The following is a 23,250-nucleotide window of genomic DNA, read 5'->3' as shown; positions in this document are numbered from 1 at the left end:
AAAGTCTAATTGCATTATGGCGAATTTACCAGATGAAATCTTAACAACAATTTCTAACTTGCTGCCTCGCTTGTTTCAAGTGATTAATCTAGCGACGGAAACCGAGTTTAGCTTGTTTGAGCAGTATGGCGAGACAGATGAGACGATTGGTGAGCTAGAGCAAGTCAGAAATGCAGAGGAAAGGTTAAGAACCTTGTACAATCGGATTTACGGGTTAGTGTTGCAGGTGGCTGAGTCTCAACCAGCAGCTAATTCTGCTACACTAAATTTACTGTATCAGTCCATCGAACAGGCAGTCGCTACAGCCTATGCTGTAGAGGCAACCGCCCAAGAAACAAAAAGAAATTGGAACTTACTATGAATAATGAAAAAAAAATTCCTGATGCGGAGACGAGAGCGAAATCAATAGCTCGCTGGCGCGAAGTAAATTTAATGTTGGAAGATTTGAATATGAAATTGGCGCAGGCTCAGGCGCTCGCAGAAGTCGATTTACAAAATAGCCCGCTTTACGTGCATCGCCGGGAAAGAGCCAGAAAGCAGTTAGAAGCTTTCACAGTATTAAAACGTGAAACAGATGTCCGCTAGCATCACAAATTAACCCTTATGAAATTCAGTAAATCTCGCAAGCACATACAATCAGTTCGTCTGAAAAACGCTGTACTTGGAGCAATAGAAAAACAACACCCAAATTACGAACAAATAATGGCTGAAGTTTTGCATGAAGCTTTGGCTAAATCACTCTTTCGTCCTGCAATGACAGCCGATGAGTTTTGTGAGTGGCTAAGCAGTGTTTCGGATTAACCCATCTGACTCCCTGGTAAACAAACTTAGCTACAATGAGCTATACTGTGCTCGGCGACTCCCCAACTCGAACAATTTTCCGTTGTTTATGTCTAACTCCTCCCTCCTCGCCCCCGGTTCAACTCTCGAAAAACGCTACCGCATCCTCCGCGAATTGGGCCGGGGCGGCTTTGGCCGCACTTACCTCGCCGAAGATATCAACCGCTACAACGAACATTGCGTGCTCAAAGAGTTTTCTCCGGTGGTTCACAGCCCGAAAGCTGCCGAATTGTTCGATCGCGAAGCGAGTATGCTTTACCACCTCCAACACCCGCAAATCCCCCGTTTTCGAGAGCTCCTGCGAACGGATTTGGGCGGGAATCCATCTTTATTTTTAGTCCAAGATTATATCAAAGGTCAAACCTACGAAGAAATATTGATATCGCGCCAGCAGCAAGGTAAAAATTTTAGCGAAGCTGAAGTTACTCAACTGCTATTTCAGCTTTTACCAGTTTTAGAATACATCCACTCAAAAAATTTAATTCACCGCGATATTTCCCCGGATAATATTATTCAGCATGATGCTGACAAACTACCATTTTTAATTGATTTCGGTTCCGTCAAACAAATTGCAGCTAATGCCGTACTTCAGTTTAACGGACAATCGGATACGGCGATCGGGAAACAGGGTTATTCGCCAGCCGAACAAATGCGGCTGGGGAAAGTTTCTGCCGCTAGCGATTTGTACGCTTTAGCCGTCACGGCGTTGGTATTGCTAAGTGGCAAAAAGCCTCAAAAATTGTACGATATCAATAATAAAACTTGGGATTGGCGATCGCACGTCAGTGTCAGCCCAAATTTAGCCACGGTATTGGATCGGATGTTAGCAGAACAACCGGGCGATCGCTACCAATCTGCAAAAGCAGTCCGCGAAGCACTCAAAGATCCAAAACTCTCTCAAATTGGCAGTATAATTTCCCAAATGGTGACAATGAACTTTGTTGGCCGCCCGTTCAAAAATAGCACTCAAACTGCTACCAGCAATCATACTCCTGTTCACCAAACTCCTCAAATTGTTAATAACAACAGCACATTCAAGTTAATTCCTTGGAAAACCCTAGGGAGTTTAACTGTCGTTTTGGTGCCAGGACTTTTAGCTTTTAGTGTAGTCAAATCGGGTTTCACGTTGCCAAAGTTGCCTGATTTACCTAAATTTTCTTCGCGCCAACCGCCTCCCGATACATCCTTAGAGGAATCCGAAATAATTCGTCAAGAAAAGATTGGTAAACGGCGCAAAAATCTCAATATTAATCAAGATATCTTCTATCAAAAAGTGGATGAATTATATTACAATAAATATCCAGAATTCCAAGGTCGTACCTTGACAGAAAAGCCAGAAGATGCTGAAATTAGGCGGAAATGGTATGAAGTTGCTGAGGATTTACTGGACAAGTTGGAGAAAGGAGGAGAGTTGTGAAATTTAAGATAGAATAAAGAGTGATTGAACCGCAGAGGGCGCAAAGAGCGCAGAGGGAAGCGGAAAAGGGCCAAAAAAGAGAGGGAAGAGAAAGAGAACTTTATCTGGTTTAATACAAATTGGTTAGGCAACGCACTTTTAGTTTATTGCAAAATGGATTCAATTCAACTTACAGGAATTCGCTGCTACGGGTATACGGGCTATCTGCCGGAAGAGCAAGTTTTGGGCCAGTGGTTTGAAGTGGATGTTACTCTCTGGCTGGATTTATCGCAAGCTGGAAAAAGTGATGATATTCAACATACTCTTGATTACCGCAGCGCAATTACTCTGATTCAAAACCTAGTCAAAGACTCGAAGTTTTTATTAATCGAACGCCTAGCAGATACTATTGCTCAAGCGCTTTTACAACTACCGTTAGTCGAGAAAGTCAAACTACAACTCTCGAAACCTGCTGCCCCCATCCCTGATTTCGGTGGCAGAATTACTCTAGAAATTACTAGAAGTCATTAGTCATTAGTTCTTAGTCCTTAGTCCTTAGTCCTTAGTCATCAGTCTTTAATCTGCATTAGTTTGTCACTAATGACTGATGACTGATGACTGATGACTATTGATTAATTACCACTTCAGCAAGTTAAATTCTTCCATGTCTACGGTATTGCGGTTGCGATAAATCGCCAAAACAATTGCCAAACCTACGGCAGCCTCAGCAGCGGCTACGGTAACTACAAACACCGTAAATACTTGACCTTTAATTTGTACGGGGTCGAGATAATTGGAGAAACCCATCAAATTGAGATTGACAGCATTCAGCATCAACTCGATCGACATCAACACGCGCACTGCATTTCTGCTGGTAATCAAACCGTAAATACCAATACAGAAAAGTGCGGCGCCTAATAACAGGAAATACTGGAGTTGCAGTTGCATAAATTTTTTGAGTCTTTCTCAATCAACATTACTACAAGACAGAGAGATAGGTGCAGTGAACACCCTACTGTAGCGTGTCTAAATCATTCATACAGTAGGGTTAGTGCTCCGTACCTACCTCCGATCTGGGCAACCACGGGGCAATTGCCCCTACCTTAATTGTACGAATCATTTAGACTCACTACTTTTACTTAGATTCTGGCGAAGACACATCTCCGGCAGAAACTAATTCGCGAGGTCTTTCCGGCAAACTCAAAGCGGGTGTTTCGGATAGCTTCTTTGACAGTTCATCCGGGAAAAAATCGCGGCGTGCTAGCACAATTGCTCCCACCATTGCCATCAACAAAAACACTGATGCTAACTCGAAAGGTAGCAAAAAGTCGGTGAAGAAATGTTTGGCGATTGTGACGATCGAACTTTCGGCTGGTGCTCCTGTCGTCGCCACAATAGCCCAAGGAGTAGACACCACCATCGTACCCAATAGTGCAAACAAGCCTACGCAAACTACTGCTGTTGCTACTTGACGCACCCAAGCGTTGGGAATTGTGCGGAAATCTTCGCGCTTGTTCACCAACATAATCGCAAACAAAATCAAGACGTTAACAGCGCCAACATAAATCAATACCTGCGCTGCTGCTACAAAGTCGGCATTCAGCAACAGGTACAAGCCCGCAATGCTGGTAAATACGCCGCACAGCAAAAATGCTGAGTAAACGATATTTGAGAACAGCACTACTCCTAGTGCTCCTGCAATCATCATTACGGACAGTATGCCAAATGAAACAATTTGAACCCCTTCAGCTAGATTCACAATTTTTTATCCTTTGTTAGTTGCTAATTGGTAATTGGGCATTGGGCATTGGGCATTGGGCATTGGTTATTGGTTATTGGTTATTGGTTATTGGTTATTGGTTATTGGTTATTGGTTATTGGTTATTGGTTATTGGTTATTTGAAAAACTACTAACAAGTAACCACTAACCACTAACCACTAACTACTAACTACTAACTATTCCCCATGCCCCATGCCCCATGCCCCATGCCCCATGCCCCATGCCCCATGCCCCATGCCCCATGCCCCATGCCCCATTACCTACTTTTCGATAATTTCCTCTGGACGCAGACCGGCGCGGCGATCGGTGTAGGAAACTTCATGAGGGTCGATCGCACCTTTCGGCAAATAAGCGAATTCGCGCAGCGGTGTCACCATCGGATCGTCTGTAACCTTGTATGGCAAACGTCCGAGGGCCACGTTGTCAAAATTCAATTCATGACGTTCGTAGGTGGCTAACTCATACTCTTCTGTCATCGACAAACAATTAGTCGGACAATATTCTACGCAGTTGCCGCAGAAGATACAAACACCAAAATCGATACTGTAGTGCTTGAGTTGCTTCTTCTTAGTTTCTTTGTTAAATTCCCAATCCACCACAGGCAAATTGATCGGACACACCCGAACACAGACTTCGCAGGAGATGCACTTGTCAAATTCAAAGTGAATTCTGCCCCGAAAACGTTCGGAAGGAATTAATTTTTCGTAAGGATACTGCACCGTAATCGGTCGGCGTCTCATGTGGTCAAAAGTAACAGATAGCCCTTGACCGATATACTTAGCAGCTTGAAAAGTTTCTTTGGCGTATTCGCCTACTTGATTGAGGAATTTTAGCATGGTGTTCTCTCTCTGTACTTGAGTTTTTGGTAATTGCTAATTGATAATAGGTAATTGCTTAACAGCTATTTTTTTTAGCTGTTGCCATTTACCTATTACGAATTAACCGCCAAAAGCAAAGGGAAAGGCAAGCTTCAAAGCTGCGGTCAATAGCAAATTAACTAAAGCAACGGGCAGCAAAAACTTCCATCCCAAATCTAGCAATTGGTCGATCCGAACTCGCGGCAGAGTCCAGCGGAGCAGAACTGCCAGAAACAGGAAAAAGTAAGCTTTCAGCATGGTCATTGTAATGCCCAGCAAGCCGGTAATTACCTGCAACCAAGGAGTCGTTTCGCTCAATCCCAGGGCATTTGTCAGCACTCCGACAGGAATCGGGCATTCCCAGCCGCCGAGGTACAAAACTGCTACTAGCAGGCAAGAAAGGACGAGGTTAACGTAGGAAGCGATATAGTACAAAGCAAATTTCATGCCTGTGTACTCAGTCTGATATCCTGCTACCAATTCTTCTTCTGCTTCCGGGAGGTCAAAGGGCAACCGTTCGCATTCTGCTAGTGCTGCGATCCAGAAAATCAGGAAACCTGCGGGTTGGCGCCAGATATTCCAGCCGACAATGCCGTAGCCGGCTTGCTGCTGTACGATGTCGATCGTACTGAGGCTGTTGGACATCATTACAACTGCCAATACTGCCAAAGCTAGGGGAATTTCGTAGCTGAGGGATTGAGCGGCGGCTCTGAGTCCTCCGAGGAGGGCGTATTTGTTGTTAGAAGCATAGCCGGACATCAGCAAGCCGATCGGCTGAATGCTAGACAGAGCAATCCACAGAAATATTGCTGTCCCCATATCGGCGATCAGCATATGCTCTCCGAAGGGCACGATTAAGTAAGACAGAAAAACTGGAATCACCACAATTACCGGGCCTAGGGTAAATAGCAGCGCGTCAGCTTTTGCGGGTACGATGTCTTCTTTGAATACCAACTTCAGACCATCAGCAACGGGTGCTAGCACTCCCAGAGGGCCGATGAATTCCGGGCCTACCCGCTGTTGAGCGGCGGCGGAAATTTTCCGTTCTAGCCAGACGCTAGTCAGTACCCCGAAGACGGCCGCGACAATCATCAGCAACATTGGCAGCGGTAGCCAAAGCACTTGGGCGATGTCCGCCGGTAAGCCCAAATTCATCAGGGCTTCTACAAAACTTCCTTGTAAGTCAATTCCTGGGTTCATTTTTCCAGCTTTTGAGCGCTCAGCATATAATTTTTCACCCGTCCTTTGTAGGAGTAGGCTTAGAAATCGGGGTCTTTGTAAAGATTTTTAATGCTTTACCGCCTAATAGTATATCGCCCGACAGGCTCTAAGAACGTACAGACAGGGTGAAATTATTTTTATGCCAGAGTCCTGGTTAGCTAATGGGTTTGCCACTTATGTATGTTTAGTCTGGCAACAAGCTTGGTCGATTTTAGATTTGAGATTTTAGATTGAATGAACCTGGAATGCCAAACAAAAGGGCCCAGAGTTAACTCTGGGCCCTTTTAATGCTTTAAAGTAACTTTCAAATGGTTTAAACCATTGATTTTACGCTACTTTTTTTATGGAACTGGGCAGAATCGAACTGCCGTCCAAAGCGGGTATTTACCTTCCGATCGTTCACAGGTTTATCCCCTCTAATCCTCGGGGCGGGAACCATCTTTATCCTAAATGGGAGGATTTTCTAGTGATTGCTTTCCTAGCTAGCCGACTAGAAACGTTTAGCTAGGGCATCCGTTGGGGGTTGTTATGCTACCTTTAACGGAGTTAGGTGGCATACACTCTAAACCAAGCTCAAGAAGTTTTTAGGCTACAGCTACGGCTTTGCGAGCGAAAGGAACGATGTTGTTCGCATTTACTATTTTTTTTGAGCCGATATTAACGAGAGTAGACTCCCTCTCGACCTGCATCACGGAGCAGCTTTCGCCACCCTGTCGAAACCATTACAGCCCCTCGTGTGTTCTTTAATCATAGACAATATTTCGTGTTGTGTCAAGTCAAGGGATTTTCGATTTTCGATTTTGGATTTTCGATTTTGGCACAAAGCTGAGTCGGGAATATTTACATCTGGCACCATTTTCTTGAACAGGCAAGATGCCTGTTCCACAAGAGTTGAGTTTTGCTGTGGGGTGGGCCGAAGAGCCCGCCCAGGTTTATTGACGCAAGATGCCTGTTTCACAAGAGTTGAGTTTTCCTGTGGGGTGGGCCGAAGAGCCCGCCGAGGTTTATTGACAAGGGTGCAGGATGTCAGCGCTGCCAAGTTTAATGCAAGTTGTCGTCCCAGACGCCGATGTAAATCCGATCGCGCTCATTGCGTTCGATCATCCCTTCCAGCGAACCCTTCCTAAACGTAAACCGATTACTCCGGCGCTGCTGCACGTCGCCCAAGCCTTGCAAAATCTCACGGCTGGCGCCGCCCACCATCCCGTTTAAGGCGGTTCGCACTACCAAAGCGTCCACAGACTGGGCAAAAGAACCCTCTGTTTGTACTAGCTCGCCCGAATCGCGATCGTAAATGTAGCCGAGAGTAATCCGATTTGGCAATATTTCATAAAGTGCGGTGCGAGTATTTGGCCAATAGCCCCGCGCTTGAGAGTCAGTCGGTTCTCCCAAGTCTGCTAAAATCTGACTTTCCGGCGTACCAACGGCATACCCAGGGATTGTGGGAGTCTTCTGATAATTGGTTCCCGGTTGTTCGGGGCTGGGTGCGGGCGATCGATCGGGCGGCAACTCTTTGTCAACAAGTTTTTCTGTTGGTGTGGGTTCGACAGCTTCGGGAGAAGGCGCTGGTGTTGGTGCTGGGGCTGGTGTTGGAGTTTCAGTAGCAGGCGCTGGAGTTTCAGCAGCAGGCGCTGGAGTTTCAGCAGCAGGCGGCGGAGTTTCAGCAGCAGGCGGCGGAGTTTCTCTGGGAGTCGGTGCTGGCGTTGGTGTCGGGGCGGGAATTGGTGCGGGGCTTGAGCGCGCGTCTGGATCTGCAGGGGCCGAAGTGCGATCGTCCTGGGCCACTGGTGCGGGTTCCGAAGACGGCCGGTTGAGGAAAACTCTAGCAATACCGACCAAACCTGCCACAATAAGTGCGATCGCCACGAACCCCAAAATCCACCAAACCTTGCGGTTGTTGTCCCCAGAAGACACCACAGCAGGCGCTGTTCTGGAACCCGCAGGCGACTGAGGCCCGTGTCCCGGCATCACCGCCACCGTCGGCCCGGTGCTCGGCGACGCTGCACCATGAGGCTGCCCATGCAGCAGCGACAGCCACTCATCCACGCTAGCAGGGCGATTTTGAGCTTCTACCGTCATCCCCCGCATCACCGCTTGGCTGACAGCCGGACTCACTTGAGGCCGCAAGTCGCGGGGTGAAGGCATCGGCTGGCTAGTGCGTAAAATTGCAGCCACCGGTACTTGTGCTGTCAGTAAAGTGTAAAGCGTCGCCGCCATACCGTAAACATCTGTGGCGGGCGTATATTTTCCTTGAGCGAAATACTGTTCTGGGGGCGCGTAGCCGTCGGACACCATATTAGTGTGACTTTGGGTTGCACCGGGAGTAAACTCGCGGGCAATGCCAAAGTCAATCAGCACGACTTCCTGAGTACCTTGGCGCAAAAGAATGTTTTGCGGCTTGACATCTCGGTGCAGCAAACCCTTTTGATGAACTGCCTTCAAAGCAGCCCCAATTTGAGTGATGTAGAGAATTGCAAGATTTTCTGGCAGCGGATTATTTGAACCGACTACATCTGCCAAATTCTGACCGGCGATGTAGTCCATCACCATGTAAGGCTGCCCGTCTTCCACAAAGAAATCGCTGACGCGGACAATATTCGGATGGACGCAGGAAGCCAACCGCCTCGCTTCGTCTTGAAACTTGCGATCGAACTCAGCAAAATTGGGTTGCTGCCGCAGAGATTCGTTGAGGGTTTTAATGACTACAGGCTGTCCTAAATAGCGGTGATTTGCCCTGAAAGTTATTCCAAAGCCGCCGCGGCCCAATTCTTGTTCGAGGGTGTACTTTCCACCCTGTAAAGTTTTGCCGATTAGCGCATCCATAGGTTCAGGCGATCGCGTACCAGATAATATGGCTGATTATGGCACGTATGGTCGGCTAAGTTACCAGTCTAAAGGGCGATCGAGGATTGCGATCGGCTCTAAGTAGCAGGTTGGCTTCTAGCTGACGTTGATACTTGCCTCCGGCCTCTGACCAGATGTGAGTGTATCCGATGCTCTTCTGGGAGCGCTGAAATATCGGGATTTTTTCTCCCATCATCATTCAAATTCCTCCTTTTTTCAATTTTCAATTAGGACTTGTGTCACTTTTTGTAACAGAGATGATTGACTGTTTTCACCTATTTTTAAAACATTTTGAGTTAGCGTACTAAAATGTAAAGCTGTGATGGGATGCTCGCTCAGCTCAGATGTGGGAATTGACTCTGCGCCATATCTCTTCCCAATCAAATGATAGGCTCTAAACCCTTTCTTAATCGAGCCGGCAATATTTTGCCTTGGAGGTACATAATACTGAATAAATGTTTTGTTCTTCAAATCCAAACATATCATATTTTGGATTCTGTTGATAGGTTTAATCTCGCTGTTGTAATGGGATACCAAAGGTAAAAATCTACTACTATTTTCACTTTTGTTTTTTCGATCTATTGTTAGTTCTCCGCTTTCCAAGTCTTCAATAATACCAGTCCGTCCAATTAAGGTTGGCGTATACAAGTCGTCTGTATAACAACTAATATACAGCTTTTCTGCGTGATCTACAAAATATTTTTGATCGTTAACTAATTTTTCTGAATTATTTCTTTGCCTTCTTAAAAATCGAAACTTAGATTCTATTTGTTTTAAGTCGTATATGACATTTTTTATGTATATACAACCATCTTTGTAAAGAAATTCTACCGCAACCGCTTTAGGTTCCTTGTTTCTGGGGCTGCGGACATAAATACTAAAAAATTGTTTTTCAGGAAATGATTGAGGAGTAATAGGCAAGCCCAACTTTGGATTTAAAATACTCTGCGCGATCCAGTTCTTAATTCCCAACTCAATCAATACCTTCTGAAATTCTGGGGAAAGATTTATCTTGTATCGTTCGCAGAAACTTTCCCATTGTTTGCTATCTGCTTGTTCTTTTAGATAACAAAAAATAGAGCCCTCTACATCCAATATTTTCCCTTCTGTAAAAGCTTGCGTCTCCTTGTGTAGACTATCTCGAACTCGATCGATTTTCCAATTTGTATAATTAAAAACCGCAAAATTAGTTTTTTCATCTCCCACAGCACGAAATTTTGGTATATTTATCCCCTGTGTGCTACAAAACTGTCCCGTCTCCAAATAGTTAAATCTTTTCTTTAACTGTGAATAGAAATCTACTTGCGATTGATTATCTATTGTTGTTGATGGATACCACAGATTGTCTTTTGCCTGATAAGCCATCGAACCTGCTTCTTCCTCCAAAAGTTTATTGAAAACCAGATAGTTTTTTCCTGCTTCGAGTTGAATATCTGACCATTTAATAGATTCCGTAATTCTCCAGCAAACTTCGTCCTCACCGTCAGGTCCTTGTTCGTAGGTACTGACAGTTTTTCCATCCTTGTAAAATGCGATCGTAGATACCCCTTGATGTTTCAGGAAGCATTGCAGAATTTGTCTGTCAGATTCAGTTAAATCGACTCCTGTATTGTTAATAATCTCTAAGAATTCTACAGATTCTATGTTTTTGATAAAAGGGTTTTCCAAGTAGTGGTCAGCCTGAAAATGAAGAGACTCAAAAGCAATATTGCACTCACTTAAAAACCTCTCAAGTTTTGTCATGAGGTTTTGGTAATGATAAAGCTGAGTTTTTTTGAACTTGTCATAATTTTTGGGATTTTCATCAAATTGCATAAAACAAATATCATTTTTGCTGCGAGCATCTAGATCGCGATAGAAGTAGTAATTCTTATCTTTGTATAGCTTTTTGTAGAGCAACAAATCTCCTAAGTCTTCTCCATCTACAGTCTTGTATTTCTTTTTGTCTTTCTGTAATAAGAATTTTCGGCTTTTTCTAGAAAGTGTTAATGTTAGTACATTATATGGATTGTATTTGATGAACAAATTATGTCCCCAGACAAAAAGAGCATCTTTCGATTTTTTACTGGGATTCATGGAATGAAGTAAGAGTAATTCTTCAAAACCCTTTATGGTATCAACGGATAAGCCTTGAGAAAGAATATAAAACGTGAAAATAAGATTGAAAATTCTTTCTCGATCGCTAGAATTTTCAGTAAATAATTTTTGCCATCCAGAATGACTTTTATTAGGGGATAAATAGAACACGTATTTTTTGCCATTGGTGTAGGAGAGGAAGTATTGAATTTCTGAACTTTCCCGTTTATCCCCACGTTCATCCAGACGTTTTTTGATTTCCTTCTTAATGTGTTTATGCTGCTTTTTATAAAAATTAGCCTGTGCCTCCTCATTTTCAGAATTTTCCTCGTCAGCCGGCCTATATTCAAGCTGAAAATGTTCTATCCCTTGTTCATTTTTAAATAAATACTTAAACAGTTTTTCGGCGACTTTTTGTGGATTTTCTAAAATTTTGAGTTGGTTGGTTCGCGATATATCTGATAATGCTTCTACTTTATTTTTCATGTTATTTCTCCTTTTGAAACAGAAAGTCTGTGAGGATATTGGATTGTACTGGAGAATTGCGATCGTCAAAGAAAATCAAATTTCCCGAAAATAGCGTGGGTGAGTATTGTTGATTTTTTTCTTGGGCGGCGTGCAAATTAAGAAGTAGCCCCCTTGCGGTGCTAAATTCTGGATAGTCTGAAACAATTTCCTTGAGCTTGTTTTCGGTTTTATCCAGCGTCTTTTTTGACAGGCGATTTCCCGAAGCTACGCTCCAAGCTTTAACATCAATACAAAATAACGTATTCTCCTGGACATAGTACAAATCAAACCGCTCGTATAGCTTACGATACTTTTTGAAATCTTGCAATGGCTCAAAACGATAGCTGGATTTTATGTCTTTCCAGTTTTTACCTTGGAAAACTACATCTTCAATCCAGCGTTCCACAAAATTTTCAGCCAGTGAGGGATACAACACATCGTAAAAGAAATGCGGACGCGGAATATAAGTATTAAAAGCTTCCGGTTGTGGCATCAACTTGTTGTACAGTTTGTAGATTGAATCAGTCGAAGGATCTAGGGAGCTAATTTCATTACCTTCTAAGTCATAGCCTCGCTCGCTGATTTTTAGATATTCAGGATATAACCGCTTCTGGTAAGGATAGATTTTTTCCCCATTGATGCTATCACTGATAATCTGGAATTTTTTACCGCTTTCTTCCTCGGAAGCTAAATATGGCGTAAATTCAACTTGTTCTGGGTTGTGATAGAATAATGACTCAATAAAATCAGCAGTAAATAGCCCTGAATCTCGCAACTTTTCCAGATACTTGGCTGGGTCTTTGAAAACTATTGGGTCGCGCAACGCCTCCCACGTTTTTGTGATGTCAAAAGTATGTTTATTAAGATGAAAGCGATCGATTTCCTCCAACATTTGTTTTCTAAACGCTTGGAAAGCCCGAGTGGTATCAATCTCATCAATAACATGATCGTCATAATCCTTAATCGATCGTTTTTTCTCTTCTTCTCGAACGCTTAAGTAAACTTTGTGGTTGTTAACGGAAAATTTCCGAATTTCCTCCTTTTCTTTTTCTTTCCCTTCCAGGTATCTGTAAAAATTCACTAAATTTTTTCTGGTTTCTTCATTAACAAATATTTTTACTACTTGGTTGGGAAAATCGCGTCTCTCAGATCTGCCGATAGCTTGCAAAACTTGTTTCCCTAATAAAATCTGGTGTTGCTGCTGTCGAAATTCTTCAGATTCAGGTCTGCTGAGGTATTTGTTGAAATCTTTGATTTCAATATCAGACTCTCCCAAGCTTACATTACTTTTCATTAAGGCAAAATGGTAATGAGTAATAGCGTATCCAGAATCTTTGGATTTGTTCAGCGATGGGCCCATTACTGTATAGTAACTGTCCATTAACAACACTAAAGAGTCGAAATCTTTTTCATCGCCGCTAGAGTTTTTAATAATCGGATTCAATCCTTTGGAAGCTGATTGATAAGCTGATATAAAGAAAATTTTCTCCCCTTCTTTTTCAACCAGCTCATTCAAATACGTGTTTTGAGCTTTTTTGTCGCAATAAAGACTGTTGAATGATGCCTCGTACAAAATTATTTTAATCCGAATGTTACTCTGATATTTTTGATGCTTCACTTGCACGTAATATATATTTGGATGTTCTGCTGACACCTCAAATATAAAGTCAGCACGATTGAGTAGCTCGCAATATTGAATCAACTTTTTAATCCAGCGTAAAGTTTGAGTAAAAGCAATTGTTTCTTGAATATAGTCATCCTCAAACAGGTAAAACAAGAAACGAATAAACTTTTGAAGTTCTTGGATTTTGTAACTTCCCAGCCAATTCGCATCCTGTTTGAGAGCGTCGATAAAACTTTTTAAAATCTTTTCTTCAAATCGTTCCACAACTTTTTGAGTTGCGTTATTTGGGAAAGACAATAAATCCTCACCGAAAAACTTTACTGCAATCTGTCGCTTCGCCTCACGACTCTCTCTGATGTTTTCGCAAAGCGATACTTCTTCCTCGCTCATTTCCTTAAAGGAACTTTCACCGGATTCACTAGCATTACGCAATTTATCTTTGAAATACTGCATATCATAACTCGTGCTTAAATCTCCTAAAATTCCTCCTGTTGCTGAAATCAGGAAAATCACATTACTATTATTGCATAACATGGAATTTATCTTGAATTCAGGCGAAGTCAATATAGCGGTACTACCAATAGAAACTTCTCTAAGGGCGCGCTCGATCAGATTATTTTTAGGATTTTGATAACGAGAAATTTCTTTGATATTTACGATCGACTTATAACTTTCATAGACATAGGCAATATTTAAGTATTTTAGCAGTTGATTTTGCGAGGGGCTTTCTTCACTTGCCTTTTGGACTTTAGCTATTTGTTTCGACCAAATTTCTAAAGAACGGGATTGAGAATCTTCAGCATCTAAGACGTTAGCTAGAAAATCTTTGATGGTTTTGATTTGCGATCGCACAGCGAGAATGGCATAAATTAACTCTGCTACAGAGGTATTATCTGCAACTTTTTCCTCTGTCATTTGGACGTGCCCGCCAGAAGCTTTGGTTAAAAACAATTTTTGCAGGGGTTCTAGGTTGTAGATGTATAAGTTGTTGTATGCAAAAATGTTCATTAAATCATCACAGATTTTATTGTAAAGCTTTTGAGGAATCAACAAACTTCTATTATTCTCAAATTTTGAAATTACTCTGGATAACATTTCAAACTCTACTATAAGGGGATTTTGTTCATCATTATTGTCGAAAATCCCAACAATTTCTTCCATTGATTCGTCAAGCCCATTTTTAATTTTTACTATTTGTTCTAAAAATTTGATAGAGTTTCCCTCCTCAAAGGTCAACCGTTGATATATGCGGGCGAATTTTTGCAGTTTGGGTTCTAGGGCTTTGTCTTTTTCAAAATGTTCTTGAAATTCGTAAAAAGCTCCCTTGTTCTTATCTATAAAATTTAAAAAATCTCTGTTTTCATTGTTTTGAGTTGAAAACAGCATCGAAAATTCTCTATTGATAGATGACAGCGCATTATTGATGGCCAGTTTTTCAGGAGATATGATATCAATCTTCTTCTCTAGCATAATTTGATAGCCATCTTCCTGCTCATCCAAGGCAAGGATAAACTTTCGGGAGTTGTCTGTATGCTCAATAACGTATTTATCGAGATGACTGCTTTTCTTTACCCATTTTGTACCGTTGTGGATAAAGTACGGAATAAGCGTTTCAAATTTATCATACGTGAGCATCAAAATTCCAGATTTATTTTGCAGAAGATGGAGTGGGAAAAATATTTCAATTAACTTTGAGCATTCAGCAGGACAATTTCTTTTATCTAATTCACATTTGATAAAAAATTCTAAAAAGCTTTCAATTAAATGATTCAGTTCCCGTCTGGCTCTCGTAATTTCAGAATCATTAAAATCCTCATCTCCCAAACCTGTGTTTTTTACATATTCAAGGCGTTTAATCACCTCTTTTACTTTCTCAAGGTTGCGTTTATTTTCCTGAACCTTTTCCTCCGAACATACTTTTTTATCGATTTTCCAAAATTTTGTGTTTTTGAGAATAGAAGATATCAATTCCTTGTATAATTTGATATACTCATCCGTCGTTTTCATTTCTAACGAATTTATTTTATAGACGGGAATATTTTGGTATTGGCTCTCAACTGAAGTTGGAACACATAAGTGTTCTCTCAATGGCGCAACATATATGCCGATTATTTGAAGAGTTGAATGTTCTTCTATGGTTTTATAAATCGCTTGAAACAATTGGTGGGTTTTTCCTGAACCCGTACCATAATTGATAAGTTTTAGTTGGGGACGGTTTTCGAGAAAGCTATCTTCAATAGTTGTAAGGTAGGAATTAATAATTTTGCAACGAACTGCTTCTAACTGCTGATTAAGATCGTCTGTTTGCTTTTGCATTATGTGTTATCACCTTATCTAGAGTAAATACATATCGTGGGATAGTCTTTTCTTTGACTGATACCCATAGTAGCGCCTGAACTCTTGTGCTTTGTATCGTAAATTGCTAAACACCAGTTTTTTGGCATCTTTCTGTGCCTGTTTGGTGTATACTAGATTCCCATTCACCACTCCAAAGAGCGATCGCACTCCTCGATCGACGTTGCCATTCCTTCCCGAATTGATTCCCGCATTCCCGGCACTGAGAGAAGATACAGTGTTTCCTGAACATATGCGGAGTCTGATTCAGACAATAATACTGTATTGCTAGTTTGTCCTGCGATCGCGATCGGTTGGTGCGACTGACTCATGGGAGCGATCGACTGCTGCAACTGCTTCTGGGCTTCATTGATTGGAATCATAATCTTCCACTTTTCTAAATACGCTTTTCTCGATGATGCTCGGTGGCTGTAGACACTCCCTTAATTATGAGCGATCGCTCCCTTGCTGACTTCTATGATATCTATCTAATTCCTTGATGCTATAACCAGTTATCTAAAGGTTCAATCATCAAGGTTGGCAAATGTCGGTGCTAAAGCCAGTGAAAGCCGAGCTTGCCAATCCTTTGCCTCCCCTTCAACCCCAGGATACTCGAGCTTAAAGTTGTCCCAATCTAGATATGCTGAACCCGGTGATTCTGTCCAAGGAAATCCCGATTTCCAAGAAAATTTTGGTGATGCAGCCTGATTCTTCCAATCTTCACTTGAATGAAGCACTTGATAAAGAATGTCAAAGGACAATGAAGTTTGCTCCGCTAAGAGTGTTGCATCATACAAATCTTTGCCTTGTGGATAAGTATCGGTTTCTAACCACAGCAATTTCCATGCCAATGACAGTTCTTTAGAAGCTGCCCACACTAACCTATTTTCACCAATTGACGAAGGGATATAGACCTCAATTGGATCGCACAATAGTTCTTCATTAAAAACCACATCCATATGCAAATCTCCTGAAGGAAAACCGTCTGCTTTCCAAGGAAAAATAATCCTCCTACCTGATGCACGTTCATAAGTCCAAATCTCTGTTATGGAGATTTTGTCAACGTCAATAATCGCATTACCTACATGAGGATTATCTGAAACTATCTGAATTAATCCATTGAACAATTCTCTTGATAAAGGGGAATTGACGCTAATAATATCGTGAGGTCTAAAAACCCAGTCTATATCACCGGGTTCTCTCGCCACATCTCCTAACCATGCTTTCAGTAATAAACTACCTCGTAAGACAAGGTGATCTTTCCAGATTGAACAACTAATAATTTGCAGCAGATAATCCATCACTTGCCGACGCATATTCAGCCATTGAGTTCTAATCTCTGGATCTTGAAATATTGGCTCTCCCAGACGAAATGCTCCCCGAAGATGCTTTTGGGGAATTAGTGCCGGCTCGAAAACTGTTGGGCGTTCAATTTCCTGACCTTGTTCTGAAACAATGATGTATGTCTTCGGATCGTATTTCATTAATCCTCCTTTATATTATGCTTGATAGTTATTCATGTGAAATTGGTGAATTTTTCCCTATTATACATCCTATCAGCGAATTTTATATTGTGCTTAATAATTATTAAGCCTGTGAAATTGGTGATTATTTATTTATTATTCGGGCTATCCTCGGATTTTCTATTGTGCTTGATAATTATCCCTGTGAAATTGGTGATTCTTTCCCTTGAATCCAACCTGCGTCAAGGTCAAGATTACTATCATAGACCACAAATTCTGCTTCGACATCGATCGCTAAATATCTCAAAGTAGCGATCACTTTTAAGAGAGTTTGAAGTTGTTGTTGAGCTTCAACACGACCAACGGAGATACAACGCTGAGTGACAAATCGCTCGTGATATTGGTCACTCCGAGTCTGGAAGAGATTACGAGAGAGATGAGCAGAATGTCTTTCGGCAATGTCAATCAGAGGCAGAATATCAGCAGAAGGTTCAAGCAACAGTTTGATATGATGCTCAAAATAGCGATCGCATGGATGGTTTAGTGCTTCGGCATTAGACTGCGGAACACTCTGATTCCACTGTGGCACCTCAATTTTGATGCGTGTCACCGTGAAGCCTTCAGCATTTAGAGATTGGCTTGAATCAAATGCCGTCTTTAACTCGTTTGTCAGGCTACCTTGCCCATGCCGCGTCAACATTAGTTGAGATACAGTAACCCCACGGTCTAGAACTATATGGAGAAGTTTTAGACCATGATTAATGCCCCATTGTTCAAGCGCCTCTACTCTGTCCAAGTCCTTGAGGCAAACGGTAATGTGAGTTTCAAATTTTCCAGTGAATTCCATGAATTCTTCCTAATAGGTCGGCTCACCGGAGTCGCAGTATAATGCACTATTGAAACGCTTGTCTCGGAACCCTGGCGAGTTGGTAAGCCCCCCGACTCTCCAACAATTGATATTGATTTGGCTGCAATCCTAATTGCTCAAATTTGTCTGGATATCCCAGCACCAAAATAGAGGGAGAAGTTGGGTTTTTAGATTCCTTAATGTAGTCGATCGCCCTTCTGATAGCTCGGTAGTAAGTCACCGGCCCTTGGGTATAAAAAACCAGACTGGGTTTCCAGAAACCAACCATAATAAACTCTTCCCCTGGCAGTTTTTGTTGAACTGCCACCTGTGCTAACTGTCTCAGAGGTAACTGGCGGTTGATATCGACCAAATTGTAGGCGGGAGTAAGACCAAAGATGATAAATGCTACTAACCCGATGAAGTTAGCAACCAAAATCCAGCGCTGTTGCCGCTGCCAAAGTAAAAGTGCGATCGCCACCGCCGCAGTTATCCAAATCGTACCGCCTACAATCAGCAATCCCGACTGCTGAATTGCTTGGGGAAAATTGGGCATAGCCGGGTCGTCTCCGAGCCAGTTGTAGCAGTAGAAAGTTGCTCCGGCTATAATCAGTAAAAATATGACATTGAAAATGTATGTAACTAACAACCCTCGCGGTAAAGAATTAGGTTTTTTTTCTAACTTTATCCGCCTGTTTTGGGGTTCATTGCCTGCAATAATATCGCTCCACAGCAGCGTTACCAAAATCGCAGCGGCGGGGATTAAAGGCAATACATAACTGGGCAATTTGGTCACGGCGATCGTAAAAAAGCCAAAGATGCAGCCGAACCAAAATAGGGCAAATAAACTCAACTGAGCCGATCGCGGTTGACGACGCCAGTAACTGCGCTGCCAAAAACGGGTGCGGGCGATCGCCACGGGCAAATAAATCGACCAAGGTGCAAAACCAACTAGCACTACAAAAAAGTAAAAATACCAAGGCGCCGAGTGCTTGTTGACTACTCCAGTAAAACGCTGGAAATTGTGATAGCCAAAAAAGCTGTCAATATAAGTTTGACCGTTGGCTAAAATAACCAAAATGTACCAAGGCAAGGCGATCGCCAGAATAATCAAGATTCCAGACACCGGACGCATTTCGCGCCAAAGTTGCCGAAAATTTCCCAAATAAAGCCCGAAGCAGCCAACAATCAGCGCTGGCAAGACAATTCCCACAGGCCCCTTAGCCAGAATTGCTAAGGCAATTAGTACGTAAAAAGTCAGATACCACTTATTGGGAAATCGGGAAGCGGAAACAGTGGAAAATTCGGCTTGTTCTCTCTGTTCTTCTAGAGTGTAACCGAGAAAAAATGCGAATAGTGCCGAACACATACAACTAACTAATAGCATATCGGAAACGCCAGTCCGTCCCCAGGCAATAGTTTGGGGATTTAAAGCTATTAGGGCAGCACCAATCCAGGGAGTAGAAAGAAAGAGGGGAAGACGGGGAGAGGGGGAGAGTGGGAGAGTGGGAGAGTGGGAGAGTGAGGGAGGAAACATAGTTACATTCATCCGTGTATCCGTGTCCGTATCCCTGTCGTGCCCTTCCTCCTTCCTTCTTCCTTCTTCCTCCTTCCTTCTTCCTTCTTCCTTCGATAGGGTATAGAATCCCATGCAAGTCAGACCGATCGCGCACAAGGCTGAGGGAAGACGCACGGCCCATTCGTTAACGCCCAGAGTGCGGTAAGCCACCGCCATCAGCCAGTAAATCAACGGCGGCTTGTCAAACCTGGTTTCGCCGTTGAAATAAGGAGTGATCCAATCCCCTGTCAGCGTCATTTGACGGGCGGCTTCGGCAAACAACGGTTCGGTTTCGTCAACTAAACCGATGTTGCCGAGATTCCACAAGAAACCTACCCAGGCGATCGCGCACAGCCATAAAATCGATAGCAGCAAAGGTGCGATCCTCTTCGAGGACTTCGCTAACGGGCGCTTCCTAAACTCTGACAAACTTTTAATAACTTCCTTCACGCAAACTTCCTGCGATTTTAGATTTTAAATTTTCGCTCGCATAGAGAGTCTACCGAAAGATTCGCATTCTCGAAACTCCCAAGTCGATCGAATCCGGTTAAACTCAGATGTTACACCATTCTCAACAAGGCTTTTATGAACAGGCTTTCCGGCCTGTTCCACAATAAAATTCACTCTTTGTGGAACAGGCCGGAAAGCCTGTTCTTGAGAATGGTGCAAGATATCAGTTAAACAGAGATGTTGCACCATTCTCCACAAGACTTTCATGGGCGGGATCTCCTGCCCAACCCCTACTCCCCACAAAAAAATTCACTCTTTGTGGAACAGGCATCTTGCCTGTTCTTGAGAATGGTGCGGCTATGTGAGTTTAACCTCACATAGCCGCACCATTCTCAACAAGACCGGATCAACCGGCTTTCTCGACCAAAATCTCGGCACCTGCAGCTAAGGGTTCACGGCTGCAAAATTAATTGCCATTCTCCGGCTGTGCGGTTCCAAGCGGGCGAGGGTGTCTCCCCGGCGACGTAAGGCCCCCAGTAGTGGCGAGAACCATCCTGAGCAAAAACCACTAAAATGTCTCCCCGTTTGACTTGTAACTTGCCCTCCGGCAGCGATAGCATCAGTCCCTTGTCACCACCTTCTCCGGGCGCAAAATCCCAGTGCGCGGGTTTGCCGTAGGATTTCTCGGCTTGCCGTTTCGACAGCAGGGCCACTCGCACTGGGTGTTCGCTGCGGTTGCTGACGCGCAGACTGCCGGCGGCTTTAGCATCTACAGGGATTGAGGAAAGCAATTCCTCCTCTGACTGTGGGGGGGTTGGTGTTGAGTCGGGTTTGGGCTCGCTGGCGGTGTCTGCAGAAGCTGTCGCGACTGGGGAAACGGGGGGTATTGGGGGGAGTGCGGTGGCTTGTGAGGGCCAATCGCTCGACTGATTGGAACCGTTGGAGATAGTGATTTCAAAACGTCCTAGAAACATTCCTGTAATTAGGACGATCGACACTCCAATTACAATCTGGTAAATTTTAAGTTTCATAAATTTTAGGCTTAAAGGATAGACTGCACCCGCAATGAGTCTTAACTATTTTTAATGTAAAACCAGGGGCTGCTGTGCCACAAGATACAGTTACACTTAAATTTATTGACCGTTCTCGGCGATAAGTCGCCGATCGCTCAATACCATCTTAGATGTTAAATTTGAGATTTTAGATGGCGACATACTGACCCCGGTAAGGATTTGGAGTTGGTCGGGAGGGGCCTTTGTTTACTCATCGGTATAGCTTTTCATACCAGTTGAAAAAAAGAGTGCCACTATATGCGCGTACTCCAAACCCCAATAGTAATCAGTAATTCCCCATCTCAAATCTCAAATCTCAAATCTCAAATTGTATAACTTTTATGCAGAATACCCGAATTAACAGATTAATTGATGTTCTGGGCGATCGCTTCCGAGGCTGGCTGAGCAATCCTTGGCGGCGGATTTCGCTCCTGCTAATTAGTCTGCTATTCGGCACTTTTTTGGGAACAGCTATTTCGACGATCGCCGGACAATCTGCGGATTGGGATATTATCGCGGCCGGGCTGTTGGTGTTGTTGACGGAGTTCGCGAGCTGGCTGGTTTACGGCAGCCCGCGGCCTGTAGCCCGTTCTTTTTGGGTGGATATGCTCTATGCTCTGAAAATTGGCGTGACTTACAATTTATTTGTGGAGGCTTTCAAACTAGGCTCGTGAACGAACCTGACGGTCAACTGAGTACAGTTAGACCGCAGGCTTCTTTTTCCTTTTTTTCAAAGGCTTTTTTGAGTGACGGAGTTCCCCCGCCACTTTTGTAACTCAGACCAATTTTTCTTATGAGTTTGGCTGAATTTTCATCTCGCTCCAAAGATTCTCCACATTGACAAGAATGCCACCGTTCCGATAATTCTTTCGGGACTTTGTTGAGGCAGTTCCAACAGTGCTGGGAAGTTCCCTTTGGATCAACAAATAAAACACTTTTACCTAGTTTCCAGGCGACATATTTCAGAACGTTGGCGAATTGCCCGTGAGCAGCATCAAGCATGGATTTATTCAAACCACTCTTAGCTGACTGACCGTTAGGCAAATAAACCAAATTACCATTCTCAATATCAGTCTTGGGCTTGGCACGTCTAGTTAGATTTTTGACGCTCAAATCTTCAACAACTAAAACCTCACACTTGCTAAGTAGCTCATGTGCAGTTTTAAATTGAAAATCTAATCTAGCTCTAGCTACGAACTGATGGAGTTGGGAAACCTTGTCCTTGATTATTTTCCAAGGTTGAGAACCCTTGACTCTATTAGCTAACTTCGTTTGAAGCCTTGCTAATTTCTGAGCCGATTTCCTCAAAAATCTAGGATTCTCAACTCTTTCGCCATTGGAAAGATAGACGTAATTAGTGACTCCCAAATCAATGCCAACAGTATTTTCGACCGTCGGTTGAATTTCTGCAACCGTTACGGGAACCGTTTTATCTTCTAGCGTCAGGGAAATATACCACCCATCTGCTTTTCTGATAACTGTACCCGTCTTAACTTTGAATCCTTTTGGTATGGAACGGTGAAAGACCATAGGCACTTGACCTATTTTTGTGAGGCTAATACAAATCCTGTTTTGTTCATCTTTGACAATATCTAAGTTGTCTAATTGAGGGTAACTGAAGGATTTGTAGTAGTGAAGCCCTTTGAATCTTGGCTTGCCTCTACGATTGCCGTTTTTGTCGGGCGTGGTGAAGTTTGAAAAGGAAGTTTCAACTCGGTTGACGACATCTTGCAAAACCTGGGAATCTAACACTTTATAATCAGGGAATAATTTTTTAGTGTTTTTCAGGTCAGCTAATTGTATCGTCTGCCACTGTACATATCCGCCTTCAATGTTTGAGAAAACATCACCTTTCCTGGTTAGAGGATTGCCTGACTCATCCTTTTTTCTGCCATCCCTAGTTTGCACTCTAGTCAAGGGAATATTTCGATAAATCTCCTCAACAGGGACTATCGAAACAATCAATGGGCAAGCGTTGATAGGTGTTCTCGTGATTTCCCACCACCTAAATCTTTCGCCGAGTCGGTAGTTGTACTGCCGACGGCAGAGTTCTAAATGAGCCACAATAGTTGCTAGTTGGGGCTTGGTTGGTTTGAGGCGGTATTTGTAAGTGAGTTGCATTTTTAGCTTCTTTTTTCGACCTACCTTAATATACCATTTCTTTTGTTTTAATATCTAGGAAGTACATCAAAGTTAAAGGTACTCGCAATGTCTAATTGTCGGTTTCCGTACCTACACCCGACGAGCCTTTCATCCCTGCGGTAATTCCCAACGGGGTACTTCGCGCAGCGCTCAGATTAATCCCCTCTAAATATACCGAGGGACTTCCCGGCTGGGAGTTAAAAACTTTTTGAATCGGCGCGGGTTTAAGATGAAATATTTGTCAGTTGCGGATAGTATT

21 protein-coding genes and 1 other RNA gene are annotated in these 23,250 nt (G+C 43.0%); 6 read left to right on the top strand and 16 right to left on the bottom strand.

The window, feature by feature from the left end:
* Positions 1–16: 16 nt before the first annotated feature.
* The 5 genes from QUB04_RS11020 (at position 17) to folB (ending at position 2,767) form a co-directional block, all read left to right on the top strand.
* Positions 17–361, top strand: coding sequence for a hypothetical protein (locus QUB04_RS11020; RefSeq protein WP_333284102.1), 345 nt, complete (start codon positions 17–19; stop codon positions 359–361).
* On the top strand, positions 358–585 hold the full coding sequence (locus QUB04_RS11015) for a hypothetical protein (RefSeq protein ID WP_333284100.1): 228 nt from the start codon (positions 358–360) through the stop codon (positions 583–585). The genes QUB04_RS11020 and QUB04_RS11015 overlap by 4 nt, the downstream gene beginning before the upstream one ends.
* An 18-nt stretch (positions 586–603) precedes the next feature.
* Positions 604–801, top strand: coding sequence for a hypothetical protein (locus tag QUB04_RS11010; RefSeq protein WP_333284098.1), 198 nt, complete (start codon positions 604–606; stop codon positions 799–801).
* 88 nt (positions 802–889) lie between these two features.
* On the top strand, positions 890–2,257 hold the full coding sequence (locus QUB04_RS11005) for a serine/threonine-protein kinase (protein WP_333284096.1): 1,368 nt from the start codon (positions 890–892) through the stop codon (positions 2,255–2,257).
* A 153-nt stretch (positions 2,258–2,410) separates the two neighbouring features.
* Complete coding sequence (gene folB, locus QUB04_RS11000; protein WP_333107691.1) at positions 2,411–2,767, top strand: dihydroneopterin aldolase; 357 nt, start codon at positions 2,411–2,413, stop codon at positions 2,765–2,767.
* A gap of 105 nt (positions 2,768–2,872) precedes the next feature.
* Here folB and nuoK read toward each other — a convergent pair whose 3' ends face one another.
* The 15 genes from nuoK to QUB04_RS10925 form a co-directional block, all read right to left on the bottom strand.
* Entirely contained in the window at positions 2,873–3,178 is a 306-nt protein-coding gene (gene nuoK, locus QUB04_RS10995; RefSeq protein WP_333107704.1) for an NADH-quinone oxidoreductase subunit NuoK, read from the bottom strand.
* 193 nt (positions 3,179–3,371) lie between these two features.
* Positions 3,372–3,995 (bottom strand): NADH-quinone oxidoreductase subunit J, encoded by a 624-nt coding sequence (locus QUB04_RS10990; protein WP_333070831.1) that lies wholly within the window; start codon positions 3,993–3,995, stop codon positions 3,372–3,374.
* Between the two features lie 281 nt (positions 3,996–4,276).
* On the bottom strand, positions 4,277–4,852 hold the full coding sequence (ndhI, locus tag QUB04_RS10985) for an NAD(P)H-quinone oxidoreductase subunit I (RefSeq protein ID WP_333284094.1): 576 nt from the start codon (positions 4,850–4,852) through the stop codon (positions 4,277–4,279).
* 102 nt (positions 4,853–4,954) lie between these two features.
* The gene (gene nuoH, locus QUB04_RS10980; protein ID WP_333143678.1) at positions 4,955–6,073 is read right to left on the bottom strand and encodes an NADH-quinone oxidoreductase subunit NuoH; all 1,119 of its coding nucleotides are present in this window, start codon (positions 6,071–6,073) and stop codon (positions 4,955–4,957) included.
* A gap of 362 nt (positions 6,074–6,435) precedes the next feature.
* Positions 6,436–6,826, bottom strand: a transfer-messenger RNA (tmRNA) gene (gene ssrA / locus QUB04_RS10975).
* 309 nt (positions 6,827–7,135) lie between these two features.
* Positions 7,136–8,917: a serine/threonine-protein kinase gene (locus tag QUB04_RS10970; protein ID WP_333284091.1), complete on the bottom strand. Its 1,782-nt coding sequence runs from the start codon at positions 8,915–8,917 to the stop codon at positions 7,136–7,138.
* Between the two features lie 55 nt (positions 8,918–8,972).
* A complete protein-coding gene (locus QUB04_RS10965; RefSeq protein WP_333284089.1) occupies positions 8,973–9,137 on the bottom strand; it encodes a hypothetical protein in 165 nt (54 codons plus the stop codon).
* 17 nt (positions 9,138–9,154) lie between these two features.
* On the bottom strand, positions 9,155–11,500 hold the full coding sequence (locus tag QUB04_RS10960; protein WP_333284087.1) for a hypothetical protein: 2,346 nt from the start codon (positions 11,498–11,500) through the stop codon (positions 9,155–9,157).
* Position 11,501: 1 nt separating this feature from the next.
* Entirely contained in the window at positions 11,502–15,461 is a 3,960-nt protein-coding gene (locus QUB04_RS10955; protein ID WP_333284085.1) for a hypothetical protein, read from the bottom strand.
* Positions 15,462–15,625: 164 nt separating this feature from the next.
* Positions 15,626–15,862: a type II toxin-antitoxin system Phd/YefM family antitoxin gene (locus QUB04_RS10950; protein WP_333284083.1), complete on the bottom strand. Its 237-nt coding sequence runs from the start codon at positions 15,860–15,862 to the stop codon at positions 15,626–15,628.
* A gap of 141 nt (positions 15,863–16,003) precedes the next feature.
* On the bottom strand, positions 16,004–16,963 hold the full coding sequence (locus QUB04_RS10945) for a nucleotidyl transferase AbiEii/AbiGii toxin family protein (protein WP_333284081.1): 960 nt from the start codon (positions 16,961–16,963) through the stop codon (positions 16,004–16,006).
* Positions 16,964–17,138: 175 nt separating this feature from the next.
* On the bottom strand, positions 17,139–17,789 hold the full coding sequence (locus QUB04_RS10940; protein WP_333284079.1) for a hypothetical protein: 651 nt from the start codon (positions 17,787–17,789) through the stop codon (positions 17,139–17,141).
* Positions 17,790–17,835: 46 nt separating this feature from the next.
* On the bottom strand, positions 17,836–19,797 hold the full coding sequence (locus tag QUB04_RS10935; protein ID WP_333284078.1) for a glycosyltransferase family 39 protein: 1,962 nt from the start codon (positions 19,795–19,797) through the stop codon (positions 17,836–17,838).
* Positions 19,798–19,821: 24 nt separating this feature from the next.
* Complete coding sequence (locus tag QUB04_RS10930; RefSeq protein ID WP_333284076.1) at positions 19,822–20,064, bottom strand: hypothetical protein; 243 nt, start codon at positions 20,062–20,064, stop codon at positions 19,822–19,824.
* 185 nt (positions 20,065–20,249) lie between these two features.
* Positions 20,250–20,828, bottom strand: coding sequence for a hypothetical protein (locus tag QUB04_RS10925; RefSeq protein WP_333284075.1), 579 nt, complete (start codon positions 20,826–20,828; stop codon positions 20,250–20,252).
* 362 nt (positions 20,829–21,190) lie between these two features.
* On the opposite strand from QUB04_RS10925, the gene QUB04_RS10920 reads away from it, so the two are divergent.
* A complete protein-coding gene (locus QUB04_RS10920) occupies positions 21,191–21,523 on the top strand; it encodes a DUF565 domain-containing protein (protein WP_333173246.1) in 333 nt (110 codons plus the stop codon).
* A gap of 13 nt (positions 21,524–21,536) precedes the next feature.
* Here the strand turns inward: QUB04_RS10920 and QUB04_RS10915 are convergent, their stop codons facing one another.
* Complete coding sequence (locus QUB04_RS10915; protein ID WP_333284073.1) at positions 21,537–22,970, bottom strand: transposase; 1,434 nt, start codon at positions 22,968–22,970, stop codon at positions 21,537–21,539.
* Positions 22,971–23,250 lie beyond the last annotated feature (280 nt).

Origin of the sequence: Microcoleus sp. D2_18a_B4, assembly GCF_036702475.1 — a bacterium.
Classification (GTDB): domain Bacteria; phylum Cyanobacteriota; class Cyanobacteriia; order Cyanobacteriales; family Microcoleaceae; genus Microcoleus.
This window is presented reverse-complemented; position numbering and strand designations above follow the sequence as displayed.